This is a genomic window from Vibrio sp. Vb2960, assembly GCF_033337665.1.
Classification (GTDB): domain Bacteria; phylum Pseudomonadota; class Gammaproteobacteria; order Enterobacterales; family Vibrionaceae; genus Vibrio; species Vibrio alginolyticus.
Map to the genome: position 1 here is coordinate 168,878 of NZ_JAWORD010000005.1, position 23,573 is coordinate 192,450.

Sequence of the window (23,573 nt, forward strand, 5' to 3'; positions counted from 1 at the left end):
GCCGTTTTGCCAGCATTGATGAACACGACTGAAATTTCTTCACTTCCTCTTGTCATTGCAGGTCCGATCCTACGTAAAGTGACCGCAACTGAAATCAATATTTGGCTAGTCACCACCCAACGCTTGGAGGGTATGGTGCAAATTACGGATGAAAATGCCTCCATCCTTTATCAAGCCCCTTTAAGTGAACAAAAAGAACAGCTTCAAATCGGCCTCAATGCGTGGTGTTGCTTACTTAAATTAGAAGGCGAGTTTCCAACCCATCAAGCGTTACGCTATCAAATAAAAACGCAATATGGATTAGTGACGGAACTGCTCCCTCACCTGACTTATGAGCGAGATAATACGCCAAACTTGGGTATTGAGTTCCTCGTTAGTGAAAAAGCGGATTATCTCCTACATGGCTCTTGCCGTAATCCCCATCACTTCAGTGATGATACATTGGTCGCTGCGGATCATAAAATCGCGTCTCAATCCATTGAAGAAAGACCGGATATGCTCATCATGAGTGGTGATCAAATCTATGCAGACCATGTTGCAGGCCCCACTCTCGATGCCATTGAGCAAGTCATAGCTTTATTGGGTTTGCCAGGCGAAGAATTCGATCAAGCTCCGATAAAAAATACCAATGAGCTCTACCAACACCCTGCTTGCTATTATGGTCGAGATAAATTGTTGCCTCATTATGTGAGTGATGACAGTTTACTAAGTAAGTTTTTTCCACACCGAGGGACACCAATATTCAGCGCCAAAGAGTGTGAGAATCACTTAATAAGCTTTGCTGAGTGCTTTGCAATGTACTTATTGGTTTGGTCTCCGACCTTGTGGAAGCTTGTTCGAACGGATCGTTTGTTAGAAAACGAATTTACTGTCGGCGGAGAAGTTCTTGAACCCAAATGGCAGCAGCAATGGCGCGAAGAAAAAAAACAAATTGATAAATTCGTCGCAGGTCTGGACAAGGTTCAACGCTTACTCGCTCACATTCCAACCTATATGATTTTTGATGATCACGATGTCACCGACGATTGGAATCTCACCATAGGCTGGGAACAAGCCGCATACAGCAACACGTTTGCAAAACGCATTATCGGTAATAGCTTGATTGCTTACTGGCTTTGCCAAGGTTGGGGAAATGCGCCAGAAAAATTCAATGATGAATTTATGAGCCTCGCTCAACGCTTTATCGATGAGCGAACCTCGCAAACCCAAGATGCATTTATTCAATATTTGTATCGCTTTGAGAATTGGCACTACACCATTCCTACGACACCAAAAGTTGTCGTGCTAGATACACGAACCAGACGCTGGCGTTCTGAGTCTAAAATGAACAAACCTTCTGGCTTAATGGACTGGGAAGCGATGATTGAGTTCCATCAGGAGCTCGTGCATCAAGACAAGGTTGTTATTGTTTCTGCCGCGCCAATGTTTGGTGTGAAATTTATCGAAGCACTACAACGTGTGGTGACCATGCTTGGTAAACCATTGATGGTTGATGCTGAAAACTGGATGGCTCACCCCGGAAGTGCGAATACTCTTATTAGTATTTTCACACACACAAAGACACCAACTAACTTTGTTATTCTCTCTGGCGACGTACACTACTCTTTTGCATACGATATTAAGCTCCGCTATCGAAAAAACAGTCCGAATATCTATCAAATCACCTGTAGTGGAATTAAAAATCAGTTCCCTACACAACTGCTCAATATTTGTGATGGCCTAGATAGACTGCTATACAGCCCTCGCTCACCTTTAAACTGGTTCACAAAACGTAAACGACTCAAGATTTACAAACGCGCACCAAGTACGCACAACTTTTATCGCTTGGTTAACCATAGTGCCATTGGTGAGCTACGCCTTGATGATGAAGGCAAACCAAGTCAAATTAGTATTCTGACGAGTGATGGTGACGAAGTTCATTTTCCACCGACGCGTGCTGAAAGCTGAGTATCAATCCCAAAATGACTTGCCCTTTGTAAGAGGCAAGTCACCTTGAACTAACTCAGGAGTTTAGGTTTTTTGGGGAGAAAGTGGCCGTTCTTAAATGTCAACGGCGTGCTAAATTTGGTATCGCACCTTGAGATCTTCCGTATTTATTACCATGTTAACCAAATAAACAATAGCTCGGTGTTCATTATGTTTAATTCTCTCACATCATTATTTAAACAACTCATTGATGGCTCTGATTTAAGCCAAACCAACACACTTTCCCCTAACATGGCTATCGCGTGTTTGCTTTGTGAAGTTTCTGGCGCAGACCATAGTGTCGATGATAGAGAACAAGAAACAAAGCGCTCTTTATTGATGAAACTGCTTTCGTTAAATGAAGAAGAATCAAATACTTTGTTAGAGCAAGCGCAACAGAAAATAAAAGATTCCGCTTCGCTGTACGACTTTACCTCTCAACTAAGAGAACTGACTCAAGAAACTCGTTACAACTTAATCAAAAGCATGTGGGAAGTCGCTTACGCAGACGGCGAAATTGACCCGCTAGAAGACGCGGTGATCCGTAAAACAGCAGAGCTACTCTATGTTGATCACAGCGAGTTCATTCGAGCGAAGTTACAGTCTCAGTAAAGTAACGAGATGAGTATATAAGTCGCTGGCTAACTCTAAGCTACCCCTAGAATGACAACAGATATCGCTTCTGTAGCCATAAAAAAACGCGCTCTCTGCGCGTTTTTCAATAAGCCAACGACATTGTTATTTAAAGTACTGGTCAAGGTATGTGTTTAGCTCTTTCCACACTAAACAGATTGCATGACAAAACAACAATGGTTGGATGATAATTTAATTACAAGCTAGCTAGGTTCGAATAACTAAAACATGGTCAAAGCAAGCTTAGCTAAGTTGTATGCATCTACATAGCCAGAGTGTTGACGCCCTTCCCAGTCTATTCCTTTTGCTTCTTGAGCGGCTCGATGGCCTATACGTTTATCTTTAAGACGATTTTGAATACGGTAGAGTGTCGCTAAGTTGATGAACTCTGTGAACGGTGCTTCAATACCTTTTTGCTTACACTCTTCTAGAAGAATGAGGTCATCTCGCCCCCAAGATGCAAAGATTTTGTTGCGACCACCGAAGTTCTTAACCATGGATTTAAGCACTTCTTCTAGTGGGCGTCCTTGTTTTTCAATCTTACGTGGTGTGATGCCCGTTAACTCAGCGCAAAACAGAGACACTTCATCGTGTTCTGGTTTCACGTAGTATTGAGCACGCTTGACTATCTCACCTTTAGACAAATCTATTTCAGCTAACCCCACTTCGATAATTTCACCCGTGCTGCCGACGCCATTTTCGTTCCAGCAACACATTTCTAAATCGAAGCATACAATACGGTTATGGTTCATAGTTTGCCTTGGTTCCTAACATAAAAATTTAAAGCGTGCGATTCTATCGTAACACGGCGTAAAACTCGAATTTGTGCGCCCATTTAATCGCCGATCGACACATTATTACGGCCGTTTTTTTTACTCAAATAGAGTTGACTGTCCATTTTGTGATACAAGCTCTCAGGATCTTCTTCTTTATGGATAACCGCACCGATACTCAACGTACAGATGATTGACGCATCACCATAATCAAAAGCCGTACTTGCCACAACACTCCGTAACTTTTCTAGGTAAGCTTCTAGCACCGCTCTATCAATGACTTTAGAAATAATACAAAACTCGTCACCACCAGCGCGGTAAAACTTATCTCCCGGTTTTAAATTAGCACTGACCAGCTTAGTGACATGTTGCAACGCTTCATCTCCACCTAAATGGCCGTGTTTGTCATTAATCACTTTGAAGTGGTCGATATCAAAACCAACCAAGGCGAAGTTAACACCTTTGTTTATCTGATTGAGCAAATGATCGTTGAATGCTCGGCGATTAAGTAGTTGAGTTAGAGGGTCTCGCTCTGCCATTCTTTTTAATTCTACGGTTTTGAGCTCCAACATGACCGCTAAGCGCTCTTTTTCTCGAGACTGTAAATTCACAATCCAACTGATCAAAAAGGCGATTACCAATCCGGCTAGCGTCGTGCCCGCTAAAATAGAACGCTCCCAAGCAGAGACTGCGTCAGAAAGCTTAAAGTCAATACGCCATTCACGGTTAGGCAGTTGAATGGTTCGGCTTATAACGGTTCCTCGAATGTTATCCCAGCTAGCACTTTGAAAGAGAACAGGGTCATCTGCTGCGTCGAATCCCAAGTCTTCTACGCGCACCGACATATCGAGCTCCGTCGCGGTTTTCGTAATCAAATCCTCAAAGTAAACCGTACTTCGGATAACGCCGGTCACTACTCCTAATAAATATTTGTTCTCGAAGTCGAACACTGGATGGAACACCAGCAACCCAGTCTTAGGTATGGACTTGTCATAACCATCTTGCAGTAAGCGAACTTTATCCGAGACATTCGCTCGCCCATTTTCGGAAATATCATCCAAGATTAAATCGAAGCGTTTGCGCGAAAAATAGAAACCCAATAGAGAAAGGTTTTCCGGTGTTCTTGGGTAGATATCCGACGCGATAAAAATTGGCTCATTGTTTTCAAAAATGTACCCGTAGGTTTTGGGACCATCTTTAGGAACGGTAAACGGTTGGAAGTTTGGAAATTTTTGACGGGTCTTTAAAATATGTTCATCAAGATCTTCGAATTCGACCTTTTGCATCCATTGAAGTCCAATAAGACTTCGTGAGCTATTAATCACTTGTTCCGCATACATGGGAAACGATGGCCAATAGCTTCGCTCAATCGAATGGAAAAAGTTTGCGCCCGCACCAATGAACTTTAGATCATTCTCGACGTTTGCTTTAAGTGATTCTGCTTGTCGGTCGGCTAAAGTATCAAACGTCGTCTGTGTATACCGTTGCTGCATTGTATAAGCAGCACCAACTACACCAGCAGTGACACATAAAGTCGCCAAAAAAGCTAAAATAGAGTCTGAATGTCGTTTTATAAAGCTCTTATGAGCGGTGCTTTGTGTCATATCGTAATTTTTGATACTTCCGTAAGTTAAACTTCGGGATCTATTGAAATACTGCGTTAGCAATGCACAAACATCAAGCAACAACCTATATTGGGGAGTCTGATCGTCGATTTTTCACGCTGTTCGTACGGTATAGTCACGAATTATTACAGCCTTAAGCCTTGAATATGCTACCATCCGTCATCATTTTAATGTCTAAACTTGGTGCAAGATCGCAAAGACGATCGTTTTAGTGAACAAATATGAGCCAATACTGAGCACCAATAAATCAATAGAAAGAGAAAAAACGTCATGAACATTGATTTGAACCTAATTCCTCAAACGTTCGATATGCTTCACGCTGGCCTAACCGCATCGAGCGTTTTGCTTCTTCTAGTTGCAGTGTCGCGCAAATCAAAAGTGGTCGAGAAAGTGGTAGAAAAACCAGTCGAGAAAATCGTCGAGGTTGAGAAACCAGTTGAGAAGATCGTTGAAGTAGAAAAAGTAGTGGAAGTAGAGAAAGTCGTAGAGCGTGTTGTAGAAGTTGAATCAAAACTTGCAACCGCATCAACAGACTCTGCAATGCAGCTGCTTTCTATCATGCAACAAGAAGCTCGTCTGATTGACTTCTTAAAAGAAGACCTAACGTCATTCTCTGATGAAGAAGTAGGCGCAGCCGCTCGCGTAATCCACACTGGCGGTCAGAAAGTACTGAACGACTACGTGACGCTAGCGCACGTTCGTAACGAAGACGAAGAAACTCGCATTACGGTTGAAGAAGGCTTCAACCCACAAGAAATCCGCCTAACTGGCAACGTAACAGGCAGCGCGCCATTCAACGGCACGCTAGTTCACAAAGGCTGGAAAGCAACATCAATGACGTTGCCTAAACTTGCTGAGAACTACGATGCATCTGTGATCGCTCCAGCTGAGGTTGAGCTGTAATGGAACACATGAACCAAGAAAACCATTCTCAAGAAGCGTCTGTTGAAACTCAACAGACGCCTAAATTCAGTGTTGGTATCGACTTAGGTACAACACACTGTGTTATGTCTTTTGTTGATACACACAACGAAGACGCTCGCGTTGAAGTGATGCCAATCCCGCAGTTGACTGCGCCGGGTACGGTAGAGACTCGTAGCCAATTAGGCTCTTTCCTTTACCAGCCGCACGAACACGAAATGAACCCGCAATCACGCGTTCTTCCGTGGTCGAGCGAGCCAAAAGCTCTGGTTGGTGCGATTGCACGTAACCTAGGTTCGAAAACGCCAATTCGTCTTGTTGCAAGTGCGAAATCTTGGCTTTGCCACGCTGGTGTAAACCGTCGTGATGCTTTCCTGCCAGCAGGTAGCCCAGAAGAAGTGGAAAAAGTCTCCCCTCTTCGTGCGACAGAGCTTTACCTAGAGCATCTAAAAGACGCTTGGAATCACGCGAACCCAAATCACAACCTTGCCGATCAAGACGTGACTATTACGGTTCCTGCTTCTTTTGATCCTGCTGCTCGCGATCTAACTGCAGAAGCAGCACGTAACGTTGGCTTTGTGCACCTAACGCTTCTAGAAGAGCCACAAGCTGCGCTTTACAACTGGATCGATAACAGCAACGACAAATGGCGCGACGAAGTTGAAGTTGGCGACATCGTGCTTGTGGTCGATATCGGTGGTGGTACAACCGACCTTTCTTTGGTTGAAGTAACTGAAGACGACGGCAACCTAACTCTGAACCGCATCGCGGTAGGTGAACACATCCTACTTGGCGGTGACAACATGGATCTTGCACTTGCGTACCGCTTGAAAATGAAGCTAGCGCAAGAAGGCAAAGAGCTACAGCCATGGCAAGTTCAGGCAATGACACACGCATGTCGCGACGCAAAAGAAGCGCTATTGAACGACAGCGAACTTCAGTCAGTGCCAATCGTAGTACCAAGCCGTGGCTCTAAACTGCTTGGCGCAACGCTGAAAACAGAACTGACTCAAGAAGAAGTACAACAAACACTAGTTGACGGCTTCTTCCCTCAAGTTGCGATTACTGATCACCCTGTTCAACGTAACCGTGGTGCACTAACGCAAATGGGTCTGCCTTACGCACAAGATGCAGGCATTACTCGTCACATTGCTGCGTTCTTGTCTAAACAAGCCAATGCTCTTTCTGCTTCAGGAAATGGCGCAGAAACAGCCCCTCAAGATTTCAACCCATTCGCTAACATGCCTGGTATGCCAGGTGCGGATGCAGCGCAATCGGCTGACTTCATCAAGCCAACGGCAATCCTATTCAACGGTGGTGTTCTGAAATCGAAACTTCTAGCAACTCGTCTAGAAGACACGATCAACGAATGGTTAATTGAAGCAGATGCTGAAATGGCAAAACGCCTAACAGGTGTGGATCTAGACCTTGCGGTTGCTAGCGGTGCGGCTTACTACGGCTCTGTACGTCGTGGTCAAGGCGTTCGTATCCGTGGTGGTATTGCTTCGGCGTACTACGTGGGTATCGAGAGTGCGATGCCAGCGATTCCGGGCATGGCGCCTCCAATGGAAGCACTTTGTGTTGCACCATTTGGTATGGAAGAAGGTTCAAGCGTTGACGTACCAAGCCAAGAGTTTGGTTTGATCATCGGTCAGCCGGTTAACTTCCAATTCTTCGGCTCAACCGTTCGTCGTGATGACCTAGCGGGTACTCACCTAGACTACTGGGCACCAGAAGAGCTTGAAGAGCTTCCAGAAATTCAAGTAACGCTGCCTGTATCTGAAGGTCGTCGTGAAGGTGAAGTGGTTCCGGTAACCCTAGCCTCTCGTGTGACAGAGCTTGGTACGCTTTACTTAGAAGCCATTGCCGCTGATAACGGTCAAAAATGGCATGTTGAGTTCGATGTGCGCGAAGACGCGAAAAGCAACTCAAACGAAGAAGAATAAATAGAAATCAAACGGCATCCAATCGGGTGCCGTTTTTAAATACACGAAGGTTTGTATGGCATCTCCTCGTTTTCTTGTTGGTATTGACCTTGGCACCACAAACACTGTGGTGGCATATTGTGAAATCACCGACAACCTTGAACAATCCGAAGTATCCCTATTCGACATCGACCAATTGATTGGTCCGGGTGAAGTGGTTCGTAAACCATTGCTGCCCTCTTTCCGCTATCACCCTGCGGTTGGTCAAATCTCCCCTTCTGACCTAACACTCCCTTGGGAAAACGAACCTGTCTCTGGCGACATTAGTAATGTGATCGTGGGTGAATGGGCTCGTGAATTAGGCGCTAAGGTGGAAGGACGTCAGGTATCCAGTGCTAAAAGCTGGCTATCGCACCAAGCAGTGGATCGTAGTTCAGACATTCTTCCTTGGGCCGGTGCGCAAGACGTAGATAAAGTCTCACCCGTTATTGCCAGCGCAAGCTACCTCAACCACATTCGTCAAGCATGGAACTACCGTCATCCTAGCAATAAGTTAGAAGACCAAGATGTGGTTGTGACCGTTCCAGCGTCGTTCGATGAAACCGCTCGTAAACTCACGCTTGAAGCTGCACAGCTAGCTGGTTTGAAGAAAATCGTCCTGCTCGAAGAGCCACAAGCCGTATGTTACGATTGGTACGCACGCCACCAGCAAACCGCAGCTGATGAACTCAAAGAGTTACCGCTGATTCTGGTGTGTGATGTGGGCGGTGGTACTACCGACTTGAGCTTGATTGAAGCCAGTTTCTCTTCTCAAGATGAACTAGCCCTTGATCGTATTGGTGTTGGCGAACACTTGATGCTGGGTGGTGATAACCTCGACTTAGCATTAGCACACCTTGCGGAGAGCCGCCTTTCTCAAAATAAAGGGGAACAAAGTAAGAAGCTCACTGCAGCAAGCCTGACTAAGCTGATTCAGCAAACTCGTAAGGCGAAAGAAAACCTACTTTCAGCAAGTGCACCTGAAGAAGTGAAGATCACCATGCTGGGCAGCGGCTCGAAACTTCTTGGCGGAACAAAGAGTATTGGGCTGAGCAAACAAGAAGTGCACCAAATCGCTTTAGATGGCTTCTTCCCGCTTTCTGATTTCAGTGAAGTGCCGGACAAACGCCGCAGCGCGGTTGTCGAGTTTGGTCTTCCATACGTTGCTGACCCAGCGGTGAGCAAACACGTAGCCGAGTTCTTAACTCAGCACCAACAAGTTGCTCGTGCCGCTCTCGGCATTGAAGACGACAAACAAAATGCAATTCCAGTCGGTTTGCTACTTAACGGTGGTGTGTTCAACAGTGAACTTGTGATTGAGCGAGTCACTACCCTACTGTCCGATTGGCGCGGCGCTCCGGTTACGGTATTAGATAACCCACATCCAGATTGGTCTGTTGCACTAGGTGCTGTTGCGTTTGGTAAAGCACGTCGTGGTGCACAGCTAAAAATTGGTGGTGGTGCAGCGCGTTCTTACTTCTTGCATCTTCAAGAAAAGAACAAGATGGGCAAAGCGCTCTGTTTGCTTGCAAAAGGGACAGAAGAAGGTCACGAGATCCGCTTAAGTGGTCGTCGTTTCTCGCTTACCTTGGGTGAACCCGTTCGCTTTAACCTGCTGACTTCCACCCACGACACCTTAACCAATAACACCGCCATTCAAAACGGTGTGATGGTGGACGTTGACCCCGACTTATTTGCTCCTCTGCCGCCTTATATCACCACCCTTGAAGGTGAAGGCGCTGAACTACAAGCCAACCAGAAAGAGCGCGTAGAAGTACAACTGGCGTGTCAGTTGACCGAAGTCGGCACGCTTAAGATGGAATGTGTCAGCGCAGAAGACGATAACAAACGTTGGGAGCTGGAATTCGAAGTTCGTAACAAGCAAACCGATGACAGCGAGCAAGTTAAACTTCACCCTAAGTTGAACGAATGTAAGGAGCTGATCGCTCGCCTTTACAGCGGTAACAAGAAAAGCGCAGAAGGCAAAGAGATCAAAACCTTAGCCAAAGACCTTGAGAAGAAGCTCGGCAAACGTGACGAATGGGACTTCACCACACTCCGTCAACTTTTCGATACTTTTGCACAAGGTCGTAAGCGTCGCCGTCGTTCTGAACAGCACGAGAAAAACTGGCTTCGTTTGGCGGGCTTTGCACTGCGTCCGGGCTTTGGCGATCCAACAGACTCTTGGCGTATTGAGCAAGTTTGGGGACTGTATCAACAAAATATTCAGTTCAAAAACCATCAAGGTTGGACAGACTGGTGGGTATTCTGGCGACGTATCGCGGGCGGTCTAAGCCAAGAACAACAAGAAACCATTTTGGCAGACATCGCAAAATATCTGCATCCCGGCGCGATGAAAAACCCACAATCCGCCAAAGCGGCACAAGACATGGGTTACGAATCCATGGTGCGTCTTTCAGCCTCTCTAGAGCATCTAGAAGTGGAAGATAAAGTTCTATTGGCAACGTGGTTCTTGAGTAAAGCGATCAACCAAAACCAGTTTGAACAAGCACACTGGTGGGCAATGGGTCGCTTGGCATCACGTACGCCTTTATATGGCAGTCAGCATAACGTCGTTCCTCGTGAACAAGCGGAACAGTGGTTGCCTAAACTGTTAGAACAGAACTGGCAGAAAGAGCCAATGATCGCGTTTGCAGCCGTAATGATTTGTCGTAAAACAGGCGACCGACTATTTGATATCTCAGACGACTACCGTGAGCAGGTACTGGCTAAGTTGAAGCAAAGTAAAGTGCCTGAATCTTGGGTATCATTGGTTGAAGAAGTCAAAGAGCTATCTGAGAGTGAATCGAAACGTATCTTCGGTGATGCACTGCCAAGCGGTCTGACGCTGGTAAACAACTAAGCTCCCATGCTTATAAACGCAACAAAGCCCTTCGAGTGAAGGGCTTTGTTTTATCTGATTCTGCTTGCTGACGATAGTCGACTCGTTAGTTCATTTCCGTATTGATTACCACATCACGCGTTTCATTATCCATATCACTGATGCCGACAACTGAGATTTCACGGTCAGATAAATTCTCAATCATGCTGTCTTCTAACCCACCATCCGTCATCCACGCATAGAATTTTTCTGCAATACGATCCGAACCTTCTCCGACAAACGTTAATGTGACCTTCTTCATTTGTGACACTCCATCAATTTGCGATTCAGCCACTTAAGCGTAGTATGTTTCGCAAATATCGACATAAACTAGGACTAACTTCTTTTATGAGTATCGAAAAATTTGACGCGATTTATCAGCGCGCTGCCGAGCGTAAAGGTGGTGAAGATCAACTTGAAGCGCTTTTATCTCATCCGCTAAGCAAAGAAGAGCTGGCAGCGATTCCCGACGACCGTTGGCTGGCTGCTTTTTCAATGAAGGTATTCCAAAGTGGGATTTCGTGGAGCGTGGTTCGCAACAAGTGGCCGAACTTCGAAGAAGTGTTCTTCGGATTTAAGATTGAGCCGCTGTTGATGCTGTCAGACGAGCAATGGGAAACCAAAGCAACCGACAAACGCATCATTCGCCACCTCACTAAAGTTATGTCGATTCCTGCCAACGCTCGTATGCTCCACGAAGCAAAAATCGAATACGGCTCGTTTGGCAAAATGGTTGCCGATTGGCCGCAAGATAAAATCACCGACCTGTGGGCGTATTTGAAGAAACGCGGTAATCGCCTAGGCGGAAATACTGGCCCTTACACACTTCGTCAAATGGGCGTTGATACCTTCATCTTGTCTAGCGACGTCGAGGCTTACCTGCGCAATTGCAAGATCATTGAAGGTGGCAAAGATACGAAAAAATCGCTCGATGCAACCAACAAAGCGTTTGTTCAATGGCAGCAAGAAAGTGGCAGAAGCCTGTCTGAGATCAGCCAAATCATTGCGTTCAGCACCGGCGATAATCGCATTTAACAGAGACTGAACCCAAAACAAAACGGCGCACCAAATATTGGATTTAGTGCGCCGTTTTTATGTTCATTGGTTCAAGTACAGACTTACTTTGAAGCCAGTGATTCCCACTCAGTCAGTAGCTGCATAATACGGTGAGAGTCTTCCCATGTTGCACAAGGGTTCTCTAACGATGTACGCCCTGCTTCAACCGCTTGGCGAATATTGCGCACTTGATAGAAGAAAGCGTCTCCAGCTGCCGATACAGACACCTCGCGCTTCGACGTCTCGTAAATTTCCACACTAAACTGGTTGTCTTGCGTTGGTAGCCATGGATTCGAGTCTAACGTAATACTGCCTTTACTACCCAGAATAGTGAATTGGTGTTTCAATCCATGATCTTCGGCGGTGTGTACGCTCGCCGTTTGTTGCTCACCGAATTGCATCATCAAACTCGATTCACAGATATTCCCATCGTTACCTCGTCGACCAATCGCCGTCATAGAGCGGTTTCCAAAGGCTTGTTCACCCAACATGGTTTTCACCACCAAATGCACCAATGACATTGGGTAGCAACCTAAGTTATACAAAGCACCTTTACTGTCTGGATTAACAAACTGCGCAATCGACGCAATATAAGACGTGTGGATGGAGCGAAGTTCACCAATCTCTCCCGATTTAAGCACAGAAACCAACTCGCTGATCAATGGGTGATGTAAGTACATCAAACCCTCAGCAAAGAATACCTTGTGCGTTTCGACTGCTTTTAGTGCCAACTCGGTTTTTTCCATATCTACCGACAGTGACTTTTCACACAGGATCGCTTTTCCCTGCTCTGCCGCTTTAACGATAAAGTCATGATGAAGGTGATTTGGCAATGCGATGTAAATAATGTCGACTTGCTCATCGGCAATCAACGCATCGTAATCGTTGAACGTATTCTCGATGCCATATTGCTCAGCGAATGTCTTTAAGTTCTGCTCCGAACGCCCAGCAACCGCGTACAGTTCACTCTTGTCATCGCCTTGGATTGCCTCAGCCATGACACCTGAGATAAAGCTTGTGCCTAAAATACCCCATTTCATGTTCGCCTCTCCTATTGAGCTTGGGTTTCGAATGCTTGAACTAACTCTGCCATTTCAGCCGCAATAAACGCTTGTGTATGCGGCATAGCAAAATGCGCTTCAATCGCGGCGCGGTTTTCATATCGCTCCCAAAGAATCACACGTTGTGGATCTTTAGAATCGTAGGTCGCACTCGCTTGCAAGCACCCCGCTTCGCTTTGCATATCAAGGCAAAATTGTTCAATGGCTTCAACTACTTGTTGTCTTGGCTTATCGGCATTCATTTTCAGTTCGGCGGTAACAAAAATCGTCTCATTCATGATGGATCTCTTTCTCCATTCTTAATCATACGCCCACTGTAATTAACCTCGTTTGATTGATAAACTCTGCTTTAGTTATTTCTTTATAAACTCTGGGTGTGCAATGGATAAATTAACAAGCATGAAAGTTTTCGCTTACGTGGTCGAACACGGCAGCTTTCGTAATGCTGCACACCACTTTGATATTTCACCGACCATGGTTGGCAAGCACGTGAGCTTTCTTGAGCAAAGCTTAGGTACACAGCTGATTCATCGGACCACGCGCAAACAGTCCTTAACCGAAGCCGGTAAACTCTACTACCAAGAGTGCCACCGCATTATTGAAGACATCACTAACGCAGAGAACTTAATCCAGACGCTGATCAACCGTCCAACCGGAACAGTAAAAGTTAACTGCCCTGTCACGTATGGCAAAAAGGTCATTGCTCCTATCGTGGCTGACTTCTTAGCTGAATTTCCCGATTTGAACGTTGAGCTGATGTTGGACAACAATTTGATTGACCCATATCGAAGCGAAGCAGACGTGATTATTCGAATCGGTGAGTTGGTCGATTCGTCGTTAGTCGCGAGAAAATTGGGTGAATACCACATGACTTACTGCGCCTCACCCTCTTACCTTGAACAACATGCCCCTATCCAATCGCTTGATGACCTTGAACATCATCATTGTTTGGGGTTTCAGTATCACCAAGGAGAAAGCCAACAAGTGGTGAACATGCCATCTAATACCTTTGGAAACAGTAACACCCGATTAACGTCTAACAATGGTGATGTGCTTAAGTTTGCTGCGTTAAAAGGCTCTGGTGTTCTTCTGCAACCAAAGATCTTAGTTGAACAGGAAATCCAATCTGGCGCCTTGGTAGAAATTCTCCATTCACACATTCCCAAGCCAAAACCGATCCACCTGCTTTACCGTTCAAAACAGCTTTCCCTTAAAAATCGCACCTTAGTCGATTTTGTTCTTTCGCATGTGAATCCGTAACGCCCCACATAAAGCGGCGACAATTTAACCATTTAATTAACTTTTATTGTCGATATGACAAATATTATTGCTTGTTAATTGTCTTTATTTTTCATGTTGTTAGTCAGAAACACCCATAACTAGGCATAATTTATTGATTCACACCAATTGCATTGCTCTAACAAAGTGACTAGGATTGCCGCCTTTCCTGAGTGAACTATCAAAAAAATATCGAGAAATTTAATCTAATTTCTCTTCCTGTTCGTGTGCAATCACAACATTTACACTCATTTCAAATTGCATAAGCACATTCCTTTGCTTATGAAAACGACATTGATTTCTCAACGCTGTTAGTCACGTATGTGGCTTTTTGGCTTGAGAGAGATTTTTATTCAAGGTAGGTCACAAGGACGCTACCCCTTGACTGCATTTACTGGAGGATAAGATGCCTAAAGGTCTAATGCTGACTGACTTAGCCATCGCTGGCTTACTATTAATTTTGGCAAAAGTCATTCGCGTTCACGCGCCATTATTACAGCGTATGTACATTCCATCGGCGGTTCTCGCAGGATTATTCGGTCTAATTTTTGGACCAGCCCTGTTAGACGTACTGCCTTGGACCGATACGTTTACCGCTAACGCAAGCCTATTAACTGCTGCACTTTTTTCTGCGTTAGGTCTGGCAACGGATGTTCCATCACCTAAAACCGTCGCACAGCGTGCTGGCTCATTGTGGGCGTTTAACCAAATCGCTTCTGTTTCTCAGTGGTTGTTTGCAGCAATGTTTGGTCTAGTTCTCACAACCTTCTTCTGGCCAGAGATTAATCCTGGCTTTGGTGTGACAATGTCTGCGGGCTTTATGGGCGGACATGGCTCTGCATCTGTTGTTGGTGAAATCTTCACGGGGCTTGGCTGGGAAGATGGCTTCACACTTGGCTTAACGTTCGCAACCGTGGGTATTTTCATCTCGATTTCTGTCGGCATGCTCATGCTGCAATTCGCATTGAAGATGGGTTGGATTCGTAGCTTTACGACCTTCGACAGCATGGACGAACACGAACGCAAAGGCCTTGTTAAGCCTGATGATCAAGAACCGGTAATGAAAGACACCATGTCTTCCCTGTCGGTTGATTCTTTCGCGATTCACGCTGCGTTAGTGGTTGTCGTAACCGCTTTCTCTTATGTCGCCGCCAACTACTTGTCTTCTTTCCACGATAAGGTGCAGATCCCGACGTTTGTAACTGGCTTCCTTGGCGGCATGCTTGTGCGAATCATCGCGAAACAAACGAAAGCTTCACGCTATCTTTGTGACGGTGCATTCAAACACGCTGCGGGCATCAGTACCGATTATTTGATTATCTTTGGTATCTCAGCCATCAAGATTACCGTCCTAGCCCAGTATTTAATGCCGATGGTAGTGCTTGCAATCGGCGGTATCGCCTTCACACTATGGCTAATCTTCTGGGTTGCCCCACGTATCATGGGAGAAGATTGGTTCGAGAAAGGCATTTTCTCTTGGGGTTGGTTGACCGGTACGGTAGCTATGGGTATTGCGTTGCTTCGCATTGTTGATCCAAAAATGCGTAGCAAGGTGCTTGATGATTACGCCATCGCTTATGTCCCTGGCTCAATCACTGACATCTTCATCATCTCTTTGATGCCAATCGCGATGTATAACGGCATGCACTGGCAAGCGCTTGGTGTAGGATTAGGTTACATCGCAATTGTCTTATTTGTTTGGCGATTCATTTTTAAACGTAACCGCAGTGCTCTGACACACGAATCTTAGTCGCTTTACTCGGGAGGATTTTATCCTCTCGAGTTCATTCCTTGGTTTTTATCAAAATCACTCCTCATCTCGAAAATAAGCAACTTGTTTTATATTTGAGATTTGCAATCCCGATCTCTTACTATCATTCTTTTTTAATACTTGACCTGAAAGTTTCTATATCAGAATAGCCGCCTATTCGTTTCTAAAACATGGAGAAAGGCTGTGCGTCGCTCTCAAGGATTTACTCTTATTGAACTCATTGTGTGCATCATCATTCTTGGTATCGTAAGCGTCGTTGCATTTCCTAAATTTCTTGGCTTACAAAAAGATGCCAGAGTGGCGGTTCTATATGGAGCCAGAGAAGCACTCATGACCGCCAACAACTTTGTCTACACCAAAGCAGTGATTCAATCTCAAGAGACAGTAGATGGCGGCATACAATATAACATTGATCTAGATAATGACGGCCATAACGACCTAATTGGTTACTTTGGATTTATCAAAAATGTTATTCCAGCAAAAGAGCTAGCAGGCTTTGATCCGCAACTCACTATCAACACTTGGTACGGGGTAGATAGCCCAGACGAGCCCTACTTCCTTATTGGTTTTGCAAACAAGCCTGTTGGTCCAGAACATATGTGTTATGTCGAAGTTTACTACCCAGAAACTCCTGGTGGCCAAGTGAAATACAAAATACAAACTGACGATTGCTAATTCCCATATAGAGTGGCAGTAACACTTTTACTTTTGGTGTCTTCATCGTTATTGCAAGGTAATGGCTCCAAAACCACCATTAACAACTATTTCACATAATGTCGTCGCACAGTTAGCTCATAGAGATAAAACCAGTAATTTGCGCCGACACATGGCTATAATTGAAACAATCTATCGTTTTTAAACCCGCCTATAACTTGTGCTTGTAAACTCATCATTTCGCTCAATAATAGTTCTATAACAAATTCAATAATTTAAAGCGGGAGGCGTAATGAGAATATTCTGGCAGCTACGTTGGTATTTCCAACAAAAGTGGAGGCACTATGTCGGATCCATTCTGCTTTTCGCTGTGATATCAGCACTACAGCTTGTTCCGCCCAAAGCAGTTGGCATCATAGTTGATGGCGTCGTAGACAACACTTTAGATACAAATACGCTGATTCTATGGCTCTCAGGGTTAACTGTACTGATCTTTACTATTTATGGGTGTCGCATCTTATGGCGAATTTGGCTTTTCGGCGCAAGCTGGGAGCTCGGGACCATTCTACGTAACCGTCTATATAGGCATTTATCGACACAGCCACCTCGTTTTTTTGAACGTTACAAGACGGGGGATCTGATGGCTCGTGGCACTAATGATGTGCGTAATATCGTTATGACTGCCGGCGAAGGGGTTTTAACCGCCGCAGACTCTTTGATCACTGGTATTGCGGTTTTAATCATTATGGTAACGCAAGTAAGCTGGAAGCTCACCGTAATGGCGCTTCTTCCAATGCCATTTCTTGCCATCATCATCTTCTTTATTGTGCGTATCCTACATCAACGCTTTCGTGTCGCTCAGGAAGCCTTTTCTACCATGTCAGACATGACACAAGAGTCACTTAATGGCGTGCGAATGCTGCGTGCTTTCGGATTAGAAAACCAAGAGCAGCAACGTTTTGAAGAGGTTGTGGATGATACTGGCGAAAAGAACATCGCTGTCGCAAGAGTCGATGCTAGATTTGACCCGGCAATTCAGTTAACCATCGGTCTTTCTTTCCTTCTTAGTGTCGCTGCTGGTGCTTACCTTGTTGATAAAGGTGAGATCACGCTTGGTGATCTGACCGCATTTACGATGTATTTAGGGTTGATGATATGGCCGATGTTGGCATTCGCATTCCTATTTAACATTTTAGAAAGAGGCTCTGCTGCATGGAACCGATTACAAGAGATCTTTGATGAAAAGCCAGAAATTATCAGTGGCAATAAGCCAATAGAAAATAAACCACTTCCGTTAAAAATTGATATCGACGATTTCCATTGGTCTAGTGATTTACCGCCCGCTTTGACGGAAGTAAACATCGAACTGGAACCCGGAAAAATGTTGGGAGTTGCAGGGCCGGTAGGAAGCGGAAAATCGACCCTGTTAACACTACTTTTGCGTCAACATGATTTAGAAAACGGCTCAATTAAATTCGGTGATGTCGAGATCAAGGATGCCCTACTTCCACAGTGGCGCAACCGTTTTGCTGTCGTTAACCAAAGTCCGTTTCTATTCTCCAAATCTATCTTCGACAATATTGCCTTAGGCAACCCTAATGCAGAGAAAGAAGAAGTCTATAGAGCAGCAAAGTTAGCCTGTATACATGACGATATTGAAAAGTTTCCTGAAGGCTATCAAACAGAAGTTGGTGAAAAAGGCATTACACTCTCCGGCGGGCAAAAACAACGTATTGCGATAGCACGCGCTATGCTGCTGAATGCTCAAGTGTTGGTTTTGGACGATGCACTTTCCGCTGTTGATGGGCGGACCGAACATCAAATCCTTAAGAATTTAGAAACATACTACCGTAATCAAGCCCTAATCGTTATTGCGCACCGCCTCACCGCTTTGGAAGCAGCAGACGAGATCATTGTATTGAATCACGGACACATTACTGAACGTGGGCAACATAGCGCTTTATTAGCGCATAAAGGCTGGTACGCCGAGATGTTCGAGTATCAGAAACTAGAGCAGGCGATGGAGGAATAATGAATGAACCAGACCAGCACGTTTAAACGGTTAATGTCTTACCCATTATCTCAACCAAAGCCAATGATTAAAGGACTCGCCTTGCTGTTTATTGCTGCGTTAGCCAGCGCTGGCGGCCCTTGGTTGATTCAATATTTCATTGATGAGCACATCGCTAAAGGTGACTATTCACAAAATGTTCTGATTTCGCTAGCAGTAGGTTATATCGCTCTTCAGATCGTATCGGCAACATTCCAGTATTTTCAGTCATTGCAATTTAGCATTGTCGCGGCTAACACGATCAAAGCGATTCGTAAGCAAGTATTTTCTGGCGTGATTAAGCAGCCGTTATCTGCGTTTGATTACACTCCTGCTGGAAAATTGGTGTCGCGAATCACCAACGATACGGAATCTTTACAGCAATTTTATGAGCTTTTGATCGCGACCGTGGTGAAAAACGTGGTCATGATTGTCGTAATGCTTGGCGTTATGTTTTTCATGAGTTGGAAGCTCACACTCGTTGTGCTTGTATTGCTGCCGATCGTCATCGGCTTTATGTACTTGTTTAAGCAGCTAAGTACAGAAAGCTACCGAAAGATGCGTGACCTATTGACCGATATAAATGCGAATCTGAGTGAATCCATTCAAGGGATGAGTGTCATTCAATTAATGCAACAAGAAGAGCGTTTTAATAAACAGTTCAACGAGCTAACCGCAGAGCATCTGGTGGCATCTAAACGAGTGATTCGGCTAAACGGCTATCTGCTAAGACCATTAATGGACTTACTCGCTGGTCTTGCGTTGCTTTGCTTGGTTGCGATCTTTGGTTTTAATGGTATTGAGTTGATTGGTGTGGGGGTACTGTATGCATTTATCAGTTATCTTGCGCGAGTTACTGAACCACTAATTGAGATGACTCAGCAACTTGCTCTACTTCAGCAGGCGTTAGTGTCAAGCGAACGTGTTTTTGAATTGATTGACGCGAAAGAACAAACTTACGGGGGCGATCATCAACCATTAAGGTCAGGTGCTATCGAACTTAAAGACCTCACATTTAGCTACGATGGTAAACAGGACGTCCTAAAAGACATTTCGTTGAAGGCCAACCACCAAGACTTTATCGCGCTTGTCGGGCATACAGGAAGCGGTAAAAGCACATTAGCGTCACTGTTAATGGGCTTTTATCCAACGCAATGTGGTGAACTGCTCATAGATGGTCGTCCACTTAAAACATTAGGGAAAGACGTACTTCGCAAAGATGTGGCAATGGTTCAACAAGATCCACATATTCTCCCTGCTTCAGTCAGAGAAAACATCTCTCTCAGTCGGGCGGTTGATGACAATCAAATATGGGATGCGTTAGACAAGGTAGGTTTGGCAGAACAAATTCATCGTTACCCTAACGGGCTAGACACGCAGTTAGGTCAAGGCGAAACTAATTTATCTGCAGGTCAGAAACAGCTTTTGGCGTTAGCACGTGTGCTTGTGGTAAAACCTAAGATATTGATATTAGATGAAGCAACCGCAAATATTGACTCAGGAACAGAGGCTTTAATCCAAAAGAGCTTGGCGGTCCTCAGACAAGACATGACGCTCGTTGTTATTGCTCATCGGCTTTCAACTATCTTAGATGCAGACCAAATCATTGTTCTTCATCATGGGGAGTTAGTCGAGAAAGGCACACACAAAGCACTCTTAACGCAAAATGGTCGTTATGCTCAAATGTATCAGTTACAGCAAGCAAACCGACACCTACAACAGATTGAAGAAGACACCAAGCAACTCGAAGAAGCGGTGTGATTTTATGCCCGTGCCTTCTTTTATTTAGTCGGCATGGGCATAATTGGTGTAACTTCAAAATTTAGCCTTGTAAGCTTCCAATTTCTTCATAATGTGAACTAATTTTCTATTTCTTACCTATTATTGACATAACCCCTCGCTATATCACGCAAGGTCGTTGTAAAATCGTACGGTACTTAAGTCTACTGCCTGTGGCATTGGGCTGAATTCCGCTTTCTAATTATGCACATTAATCTCATGACACAAGTCCATGGACAAAGATAAGTTTACTAACATCTATCGCTTGCCTGGTTCGATTCAAATTCGTATCGGTAAATGGCAAAAGACGTTCCGCGGCACCTCTGATTTAGTTTTACATCAGGCGCTAATGGAGCGTAATAAGCAATTTAAGAAGCCAGACTTTTTACCTAAAGGCTGGTGTGTCACTCCTGTTGATGAAAACGACATTACCATTACGCATCACGGTAAATATATCCAAACCGTTATGCGCACAATGCTGGACAGAAAGGTCTCATACAAGCGACTGTTCCTATCTCGAATGAGTCTCGAAGATGGTGAAAAAGTGCTCCACAATTACAAGCTGGAGTGGGTAAGAAAACATAACCAGATCGCCAAAAAGTACAATCAAATTAAAAAGAAACAATATATGAACTTTGCAAGAGAAGAAGAGGAAACCCTCTACCCTTCGATTCCAAAGGGTGAGTTTGACAAAACATTATGGAACAAACTTGTCGTATCATCGTTTGGCCCGCAGAAAAAGTACAAAAACCCGCACTTTGTCCGTAAAGCCGATTTCTAAATAAACACCCCTAAAGTGAGGGGTGTTTATTTATACGTTAACTCACCAGTCGTAAGTTAAACTTGCAATAACATTTTGTCGGTCGCCATACCAACAAAAGCCATCACATGTCGCTATGTACTTTTTATCCGCGATGTTTTTAGCTGCGACTTGTAGCTTGTAATCGCCGATTCGATAACTGACCGTCGCATCCATTAAGAAATAACTTGGTACTTTTAGTCTCTCTTCATTGTCTCCGTATGACTCACCTGTATAGCGCGCGCCTAAGCCAACAGCAAAGCCATCAAGAGGTCCATCAAAGAAACGATAATGTGCCCAAGCTGATGATACGGTATTCGCCACTTGGGAAGGTGTTTTGCCAACCCATGCCTTATTGATGTCTTCTTTTATCTCTGCATCAACGTACGCAATGTTCCCGATCAATGTTAAGGATGGTGTCACATTAGCTACAGCTTCAAACTCAACGCCGTTATTTTCTATTTTTCCTATTTGCGTTAATTCACTCAAGTAGATACGAGCCAAGTTTTCTTTTGTTGCCCGATACGTTGCAATATTGAAATAACCATCAAATGAATCCGGTTGGTATTTCATACCGATTTCAAATTGATCACCGCTTTCAGGCTTCGCTGGCTTACCATTGCTGTCTTCTTGAATAATTGGATCAAAGTACTGAGAGTAACTAAAGTATGGCGTGAAGCCAGAATCAGAAATATAAGCCGTTCCCACGCTAAACGTCCACTCTCCATTATCGACTTTCGTGCGAGCACCCGTGGTAACATTATGTACTTCATTACTTGTATCGTCGTAACGTGCGCCCAATAACATCGCCCATTTATCGTTGATCAGCATATGATCTTGAAAGTAGACGCCGAGCTGCTGATTATCGATTTTCGTTCTTTGCTTATCGGTTTCGCTCAATGGTTGTAGCGTATTCGGATCGAGTAACATTATGTTATCCGAATAAGTAGGATTAAATACATTAAACCTAGGGTCAGGCAAAGCTCCCATTGGTGTGTTTAAGAGCGCATTACCATCAGCAACGATAGGATCATTCGCAAAATCTTTACCATCGATACTGATCATTTGAAAATCTATGCCCAACATCAAGTTATGCTCAACACTTCCCCAATTTACTTGGTGCATCAAACGATTATCGATATTAAAAGCATCAGATGACCCATCTTCTGTTGAAGCACCCCGAAGTATGGTTTTGCGTTCATTTGATGGGTCCAAAGCCGGCCCCAACGCAGGCACGTCAGCCGAGTAAACGTACGAATACATTTGTCTTAGCTTAACATCCATTTCGCTGTAACGAGCTGCTTGAACAAATGAAGTGGTATCATTATATGCATGAGAAAACTCATAGCCTAAAGACATCTGCTCACGCTCAAACGTCTCCCAGTTAGGATTGCCTATCGCTAAACTATCACTGATCTTTCCATTTTTGTTTGGCGTTAACGTTCCTTCAACTGGCAAAAATTGCAGATAAGGATCTGAGTCGTCTTTTTGATAGCTCGTTAGAAAGGTAATTTCAGACGTCTCATTAAATTTGTACGTCATCGATGGAGAGAGAAGAATGCGCTCTGCTTCTACCCTACTAATTCTCGTCCCATTTTTTCTCGCTAACCCTTGAAAGCGGAAAGCTAGCTGCTCACTCACCTCAGAGTTTACGTCAAGAGAAAGTTGTTTACGGTCTTCAGAACCGTACTCCAAAGATACAAGTCCTGACCCCCCATCAAATTGAGGTCGCTTACTGACAACATTGATAACCCCACCTGGAGGGTTTTGCCCATAAAGAACAGACGCTGCACCACGTAAAACTTCAACCCTCTCTAACGCAAACGGATCTATTTGCCAACTATAGAAGCCAGAAGAATATAAACGGGTACCATCTTGATACAACCCACTGTTCGCCTGTTTAAAACCACGAATAATAAACCAATCTTGCTTGTTATCTTCGCCGAAATAATTAGTTTGAATGCTTGGTGTGTACTGTAGTGCGTCAGAAATGCTAATAGAGGCACGATCATCCATTTGCTCTCGCGTAACAACAGACACCGCTCTTGGAGTCTCATTGATAGCAATATCAGTTTTCGTCGCTGCCCGACTCTTCGCTCCGAGATAACTAAAATCTGGACCAACTGCACTGTCTTGCTGCTGTCCAATCACAACTATATTTTCATCTTCCTGAGCCAAGACATTTGGCGTTGATACAGCTAATACAACCGCCATCGACGTTGGTGTCAGCATAAACTGCCGAGTCATATTCTCTCCTTTTTGTCGGCAGCCAAACCAACCCTTCATGACTTCAGCGACCGCTGAAAGAAAAGCGAGTTACGGCATCGCCAGTTGTTTCCGTAAAAGACAAACCAGAGGTTTTG

General features: G+C 44.6%; 18 protein-coding genes. 12 read left to right on the forward strand and 6 right to left on the reverse strand.

Annotated features, from left to right (window positions below; genetic code table 11):
* The first annotated feature begins 6 nt into the window (after positions 1–6).
* Together R7O03_RS06305 and R7O03_RS06310 are read left to right on the forward strand one after the other, a co-directional pair.
* Positions 7–1,947 (forward strand): alkaline phosphatase D family protein, encoded by a 1,941-nt coding sequence (locus tag R7O03_RS06305; RefSeq protein ID WP_213901129.1) that lies wholly within the window; start codon positions 7–9, stop codon positions 1,945–1,947.
* Between the two features lie 189 nt (positions 1,948–2,136).
* A complete protein-coding gene (locus R7O03_RS06310) occupies positions 2,137–2,577 on the forward strand; it encodes a TerB family tellurite resistance protein (protein ID WP_017820644.1) in 441 nt (146 codons plus the stop codon).
* A gap of 242 nt (positions 2,578–2,819) precedes the next feature.
* Here the strand turns inward: R7O03_RS06310 and R7O03_RS06315 are convergent, their stop codons facing one another.
* Together R7O03_RS06315 and R7O03_RS06320 are read right to left on the reverse strand one after the other, a co-directional pair.
* On the reverse strand, positions 2,820–3,350 hold the full coding sequence (locus R7O03_RS06315; RefSeq protein WP_005377684.1) for a 3'-5' exonuclease: 531 nt from the start codon (positions 3,348–3,350) through the stop codon (positions 2,820–2,822).
* A gap of 83 nt (positions 3,351–3,433) precedes the next feature.
* Positions 3,434–4,975: a sensor domain-containing diguanylate cyclase gene (locus R7O03_RS06320; RefSeq protein WP_318131592.1), complete on the reverse strand. Its 1,542-nt coding sequence runs from the start codon at positions 4,973–4,975 to the stop codon at positions 3,434–3,436.
* Positions 4,976–5,266: 291 nt separating this feature from the next.
* On the opposite strand from R7O03_RS06320, the gene R7O03_RS06325 reads away from it, so the two are divergent.
* The 3 genes from R7O03_RS06325 to R7O03_RS06335 are packed head-to-tail and all read left to right on the forward strand — an operon-like array spanning position 5,267 to position 10,744.
* A complete protein-coding gene (locus R7O03_RS06325) occupies positions 5,267–5,899 on the forward strand; it encodes a DUF2760 domain-containing protein (protein ID WP_017634945.1) in 633 nt (210 codons plus the stop codon).
* Positions 5,899–7,863 carry an Hsp70 family protein gene (locus R7O03_RS06330; RefSeq protein WP_318131593.1) on the forward strand — a complete coding sequence of 655 codons (1,965 nt, stop codon included), beginning with the start codon at positions 5,899–5,901 and terminating at the stop codon, positions 7,861–7,863. Before R7O03_RS06325 ends, R7O03_RS06330 begins: the two co-directional genes overlap by 1 nt.
* Before the next feature lie 55 nt (positions 7,864–7,918).
* Positions 7,919–10,744, forward strand: a complete 2,826-nt coding sequence (locus R7O03_RS06335; RefSeq protein WP_213912416.1) for an Hsp70 family protein — start codon at positions 7,919–7,921, stop codon at positions 10,742–10,744.
* Between the two features lie 85 nt (positions 10,745–10,829).
* Here R7O03_RS06335 and R7O03_RS06340 read toward each other — a convergent pair whose 3' ends face one another.
* Positions 10,830–11,024 carry a hypothetical protein gene (locus tag R7O03_RS06340; protein WP_005377692.1) on the reverse strand — a complete coding sequence of 65 codons (195 nt, stop codon included), beginning with the start codon at positions 11,022–11,024 and terminating at the stop codon, positions 10,830–10,832.
* An 86-nt stretch (positions 11,025–11,110) separates the two neighbouring features.
* Between R7O03_RS06340 and R7O03_RS06345 the strand changes: the two genes are divergently transcribed.
* On the forward strand, positions 11,111–11,797 hold the full coding sequence (locus R7O03_RS06345; protein WP_213912415.1) for a DNA-3-methyladenine glycosylase I: 687 nt from the start codon (positions 11,111–11,113) through the stop codon (positions 11,795–11,797).
* Between the two features lie 83 nt (positions 11,798–11,880).
* Here R7O03_RS06345 and R7O03_RS06350 read toward each other — a convergent pair whose 3' ends face one another.
* Positions 11,881–12,858, reverse strand: a complete 978-nt coding sequence (locus R7O03_RS06350) for a Gfo/Idh/MocA family protein (protein WP_017820639.1) — start codon at positions 12,856–12,858, stop codon at positions 11,881–11,883.
* 11 nt (positions 12,859–12,869) lie between these two features.
* Positions 12,870–13,157: a putative quinol monooxygenase gene (locus tag R7O03_RS06355; RefSeq protein WP_017820638.1), complete on the reverse strand. Its 288-nt coding sequence runs from the start codon at positions 13,155–13,157 to the stop codon at positions 12,870–12,872.
* A 103-nt stretch (positions 13,158–13,260) separates the two neighbouring features.
* On the opposite strand from R7O03_RS06355, the gene R7O03_RS06360 reads away from it, so the two are divergent.
* The 6 genes from R7O03_RS06360 (at position 13,261) to R7O03_RS06385 (ending at position 21,192) form a co-directional block, all read left to right on the forward strand.
* Complete coding sequence (locus tag R7O03_RS06360) at positions 13,261–14,139, forward strand: LysR family transcriptional regulator (RefSeq protein ID WP_017820637.1); 879 nt, start codon at positions 13,261–13,263, stop codon at positions 14,137–14,139.
* Between the two features lie 424 nt (positions 14,140–14,563).
* Positions 14,564–15,907, forward strand: a complete 1,344-nt coding sequence (locus tag R7O03_RS06365) for a sodium/glutamate symporter (protein WP_213871989.1) — start codon at positions 14,564–14,566, stop codon at positions 15,905–15,907.
* Positions 15,908–16,111: 204 nt separating this feature from the next.
* Positions 16,112–16,603, forward strand: a complete 492-nt coding sequence (locus tag R7O03_RS06370) for a type II secretion system protein (RefSeq protein WP_005377704.1) — start codon at positions 16,112–16,114, stop codon at positions 16,601–16,603.
* Positions 16,604–16,874: 271 nt separating this feature from the next.
* On the forward strand, positions 16,875–18,614 hold the full coding sequence (locus tag R7O03_RS06375; RefSeq protein WP_025998567.1) for an ABC transporter transmembrane domain-containing protein: 1,740 nt from the start codon (positions 16,875–16,877) through the stop codon (positions 18,612–18,614).
* Between the two features lie 3 nt (positions 18,615–18,617).
* Positions 18,618–20,393, forward strand: a complete 1,776-nt coding sequence (locus R7O03_RS06380) for an ABC transporter transmembrane domain-containing protein (RefSeq protein WP_169644495.1) — start codon at positions 18,618–18,620, stop codon at positions 20,391–20,393.
* 250 nt (positions 20,394–20,643) lie between these two features.
* A complete protein-coding gene (locus R7O03_RS06385) occupies positions 20,644–21,192 on the forward strand; it encodes a hypothetical protein (RefSeq protein ID WP_017820633.1) in 549 nt (182 codons plus the stop codon).
* Positions 21,193–21,234: 42 nt separating this feature from the next.
* Here R7O03_RS06385 and R7O03_RS06390 read toward each other — a convergent pair whose 3' ends face one another.
* The gene (locus R7O03_RS06390; protein WP_318131594.1) at positions 21,235–23,457 is read right to left on the reverse strand and encodes a TonB-dependent siderophore receptor; all 2,223 of its coding nucleotides are present in this window, start codon (positions 23,455–23,457) and stop codon (positions 21,235–21,237) included.
* Positions 23,458–23,573 lie beyond the last annotated feature (116 nt).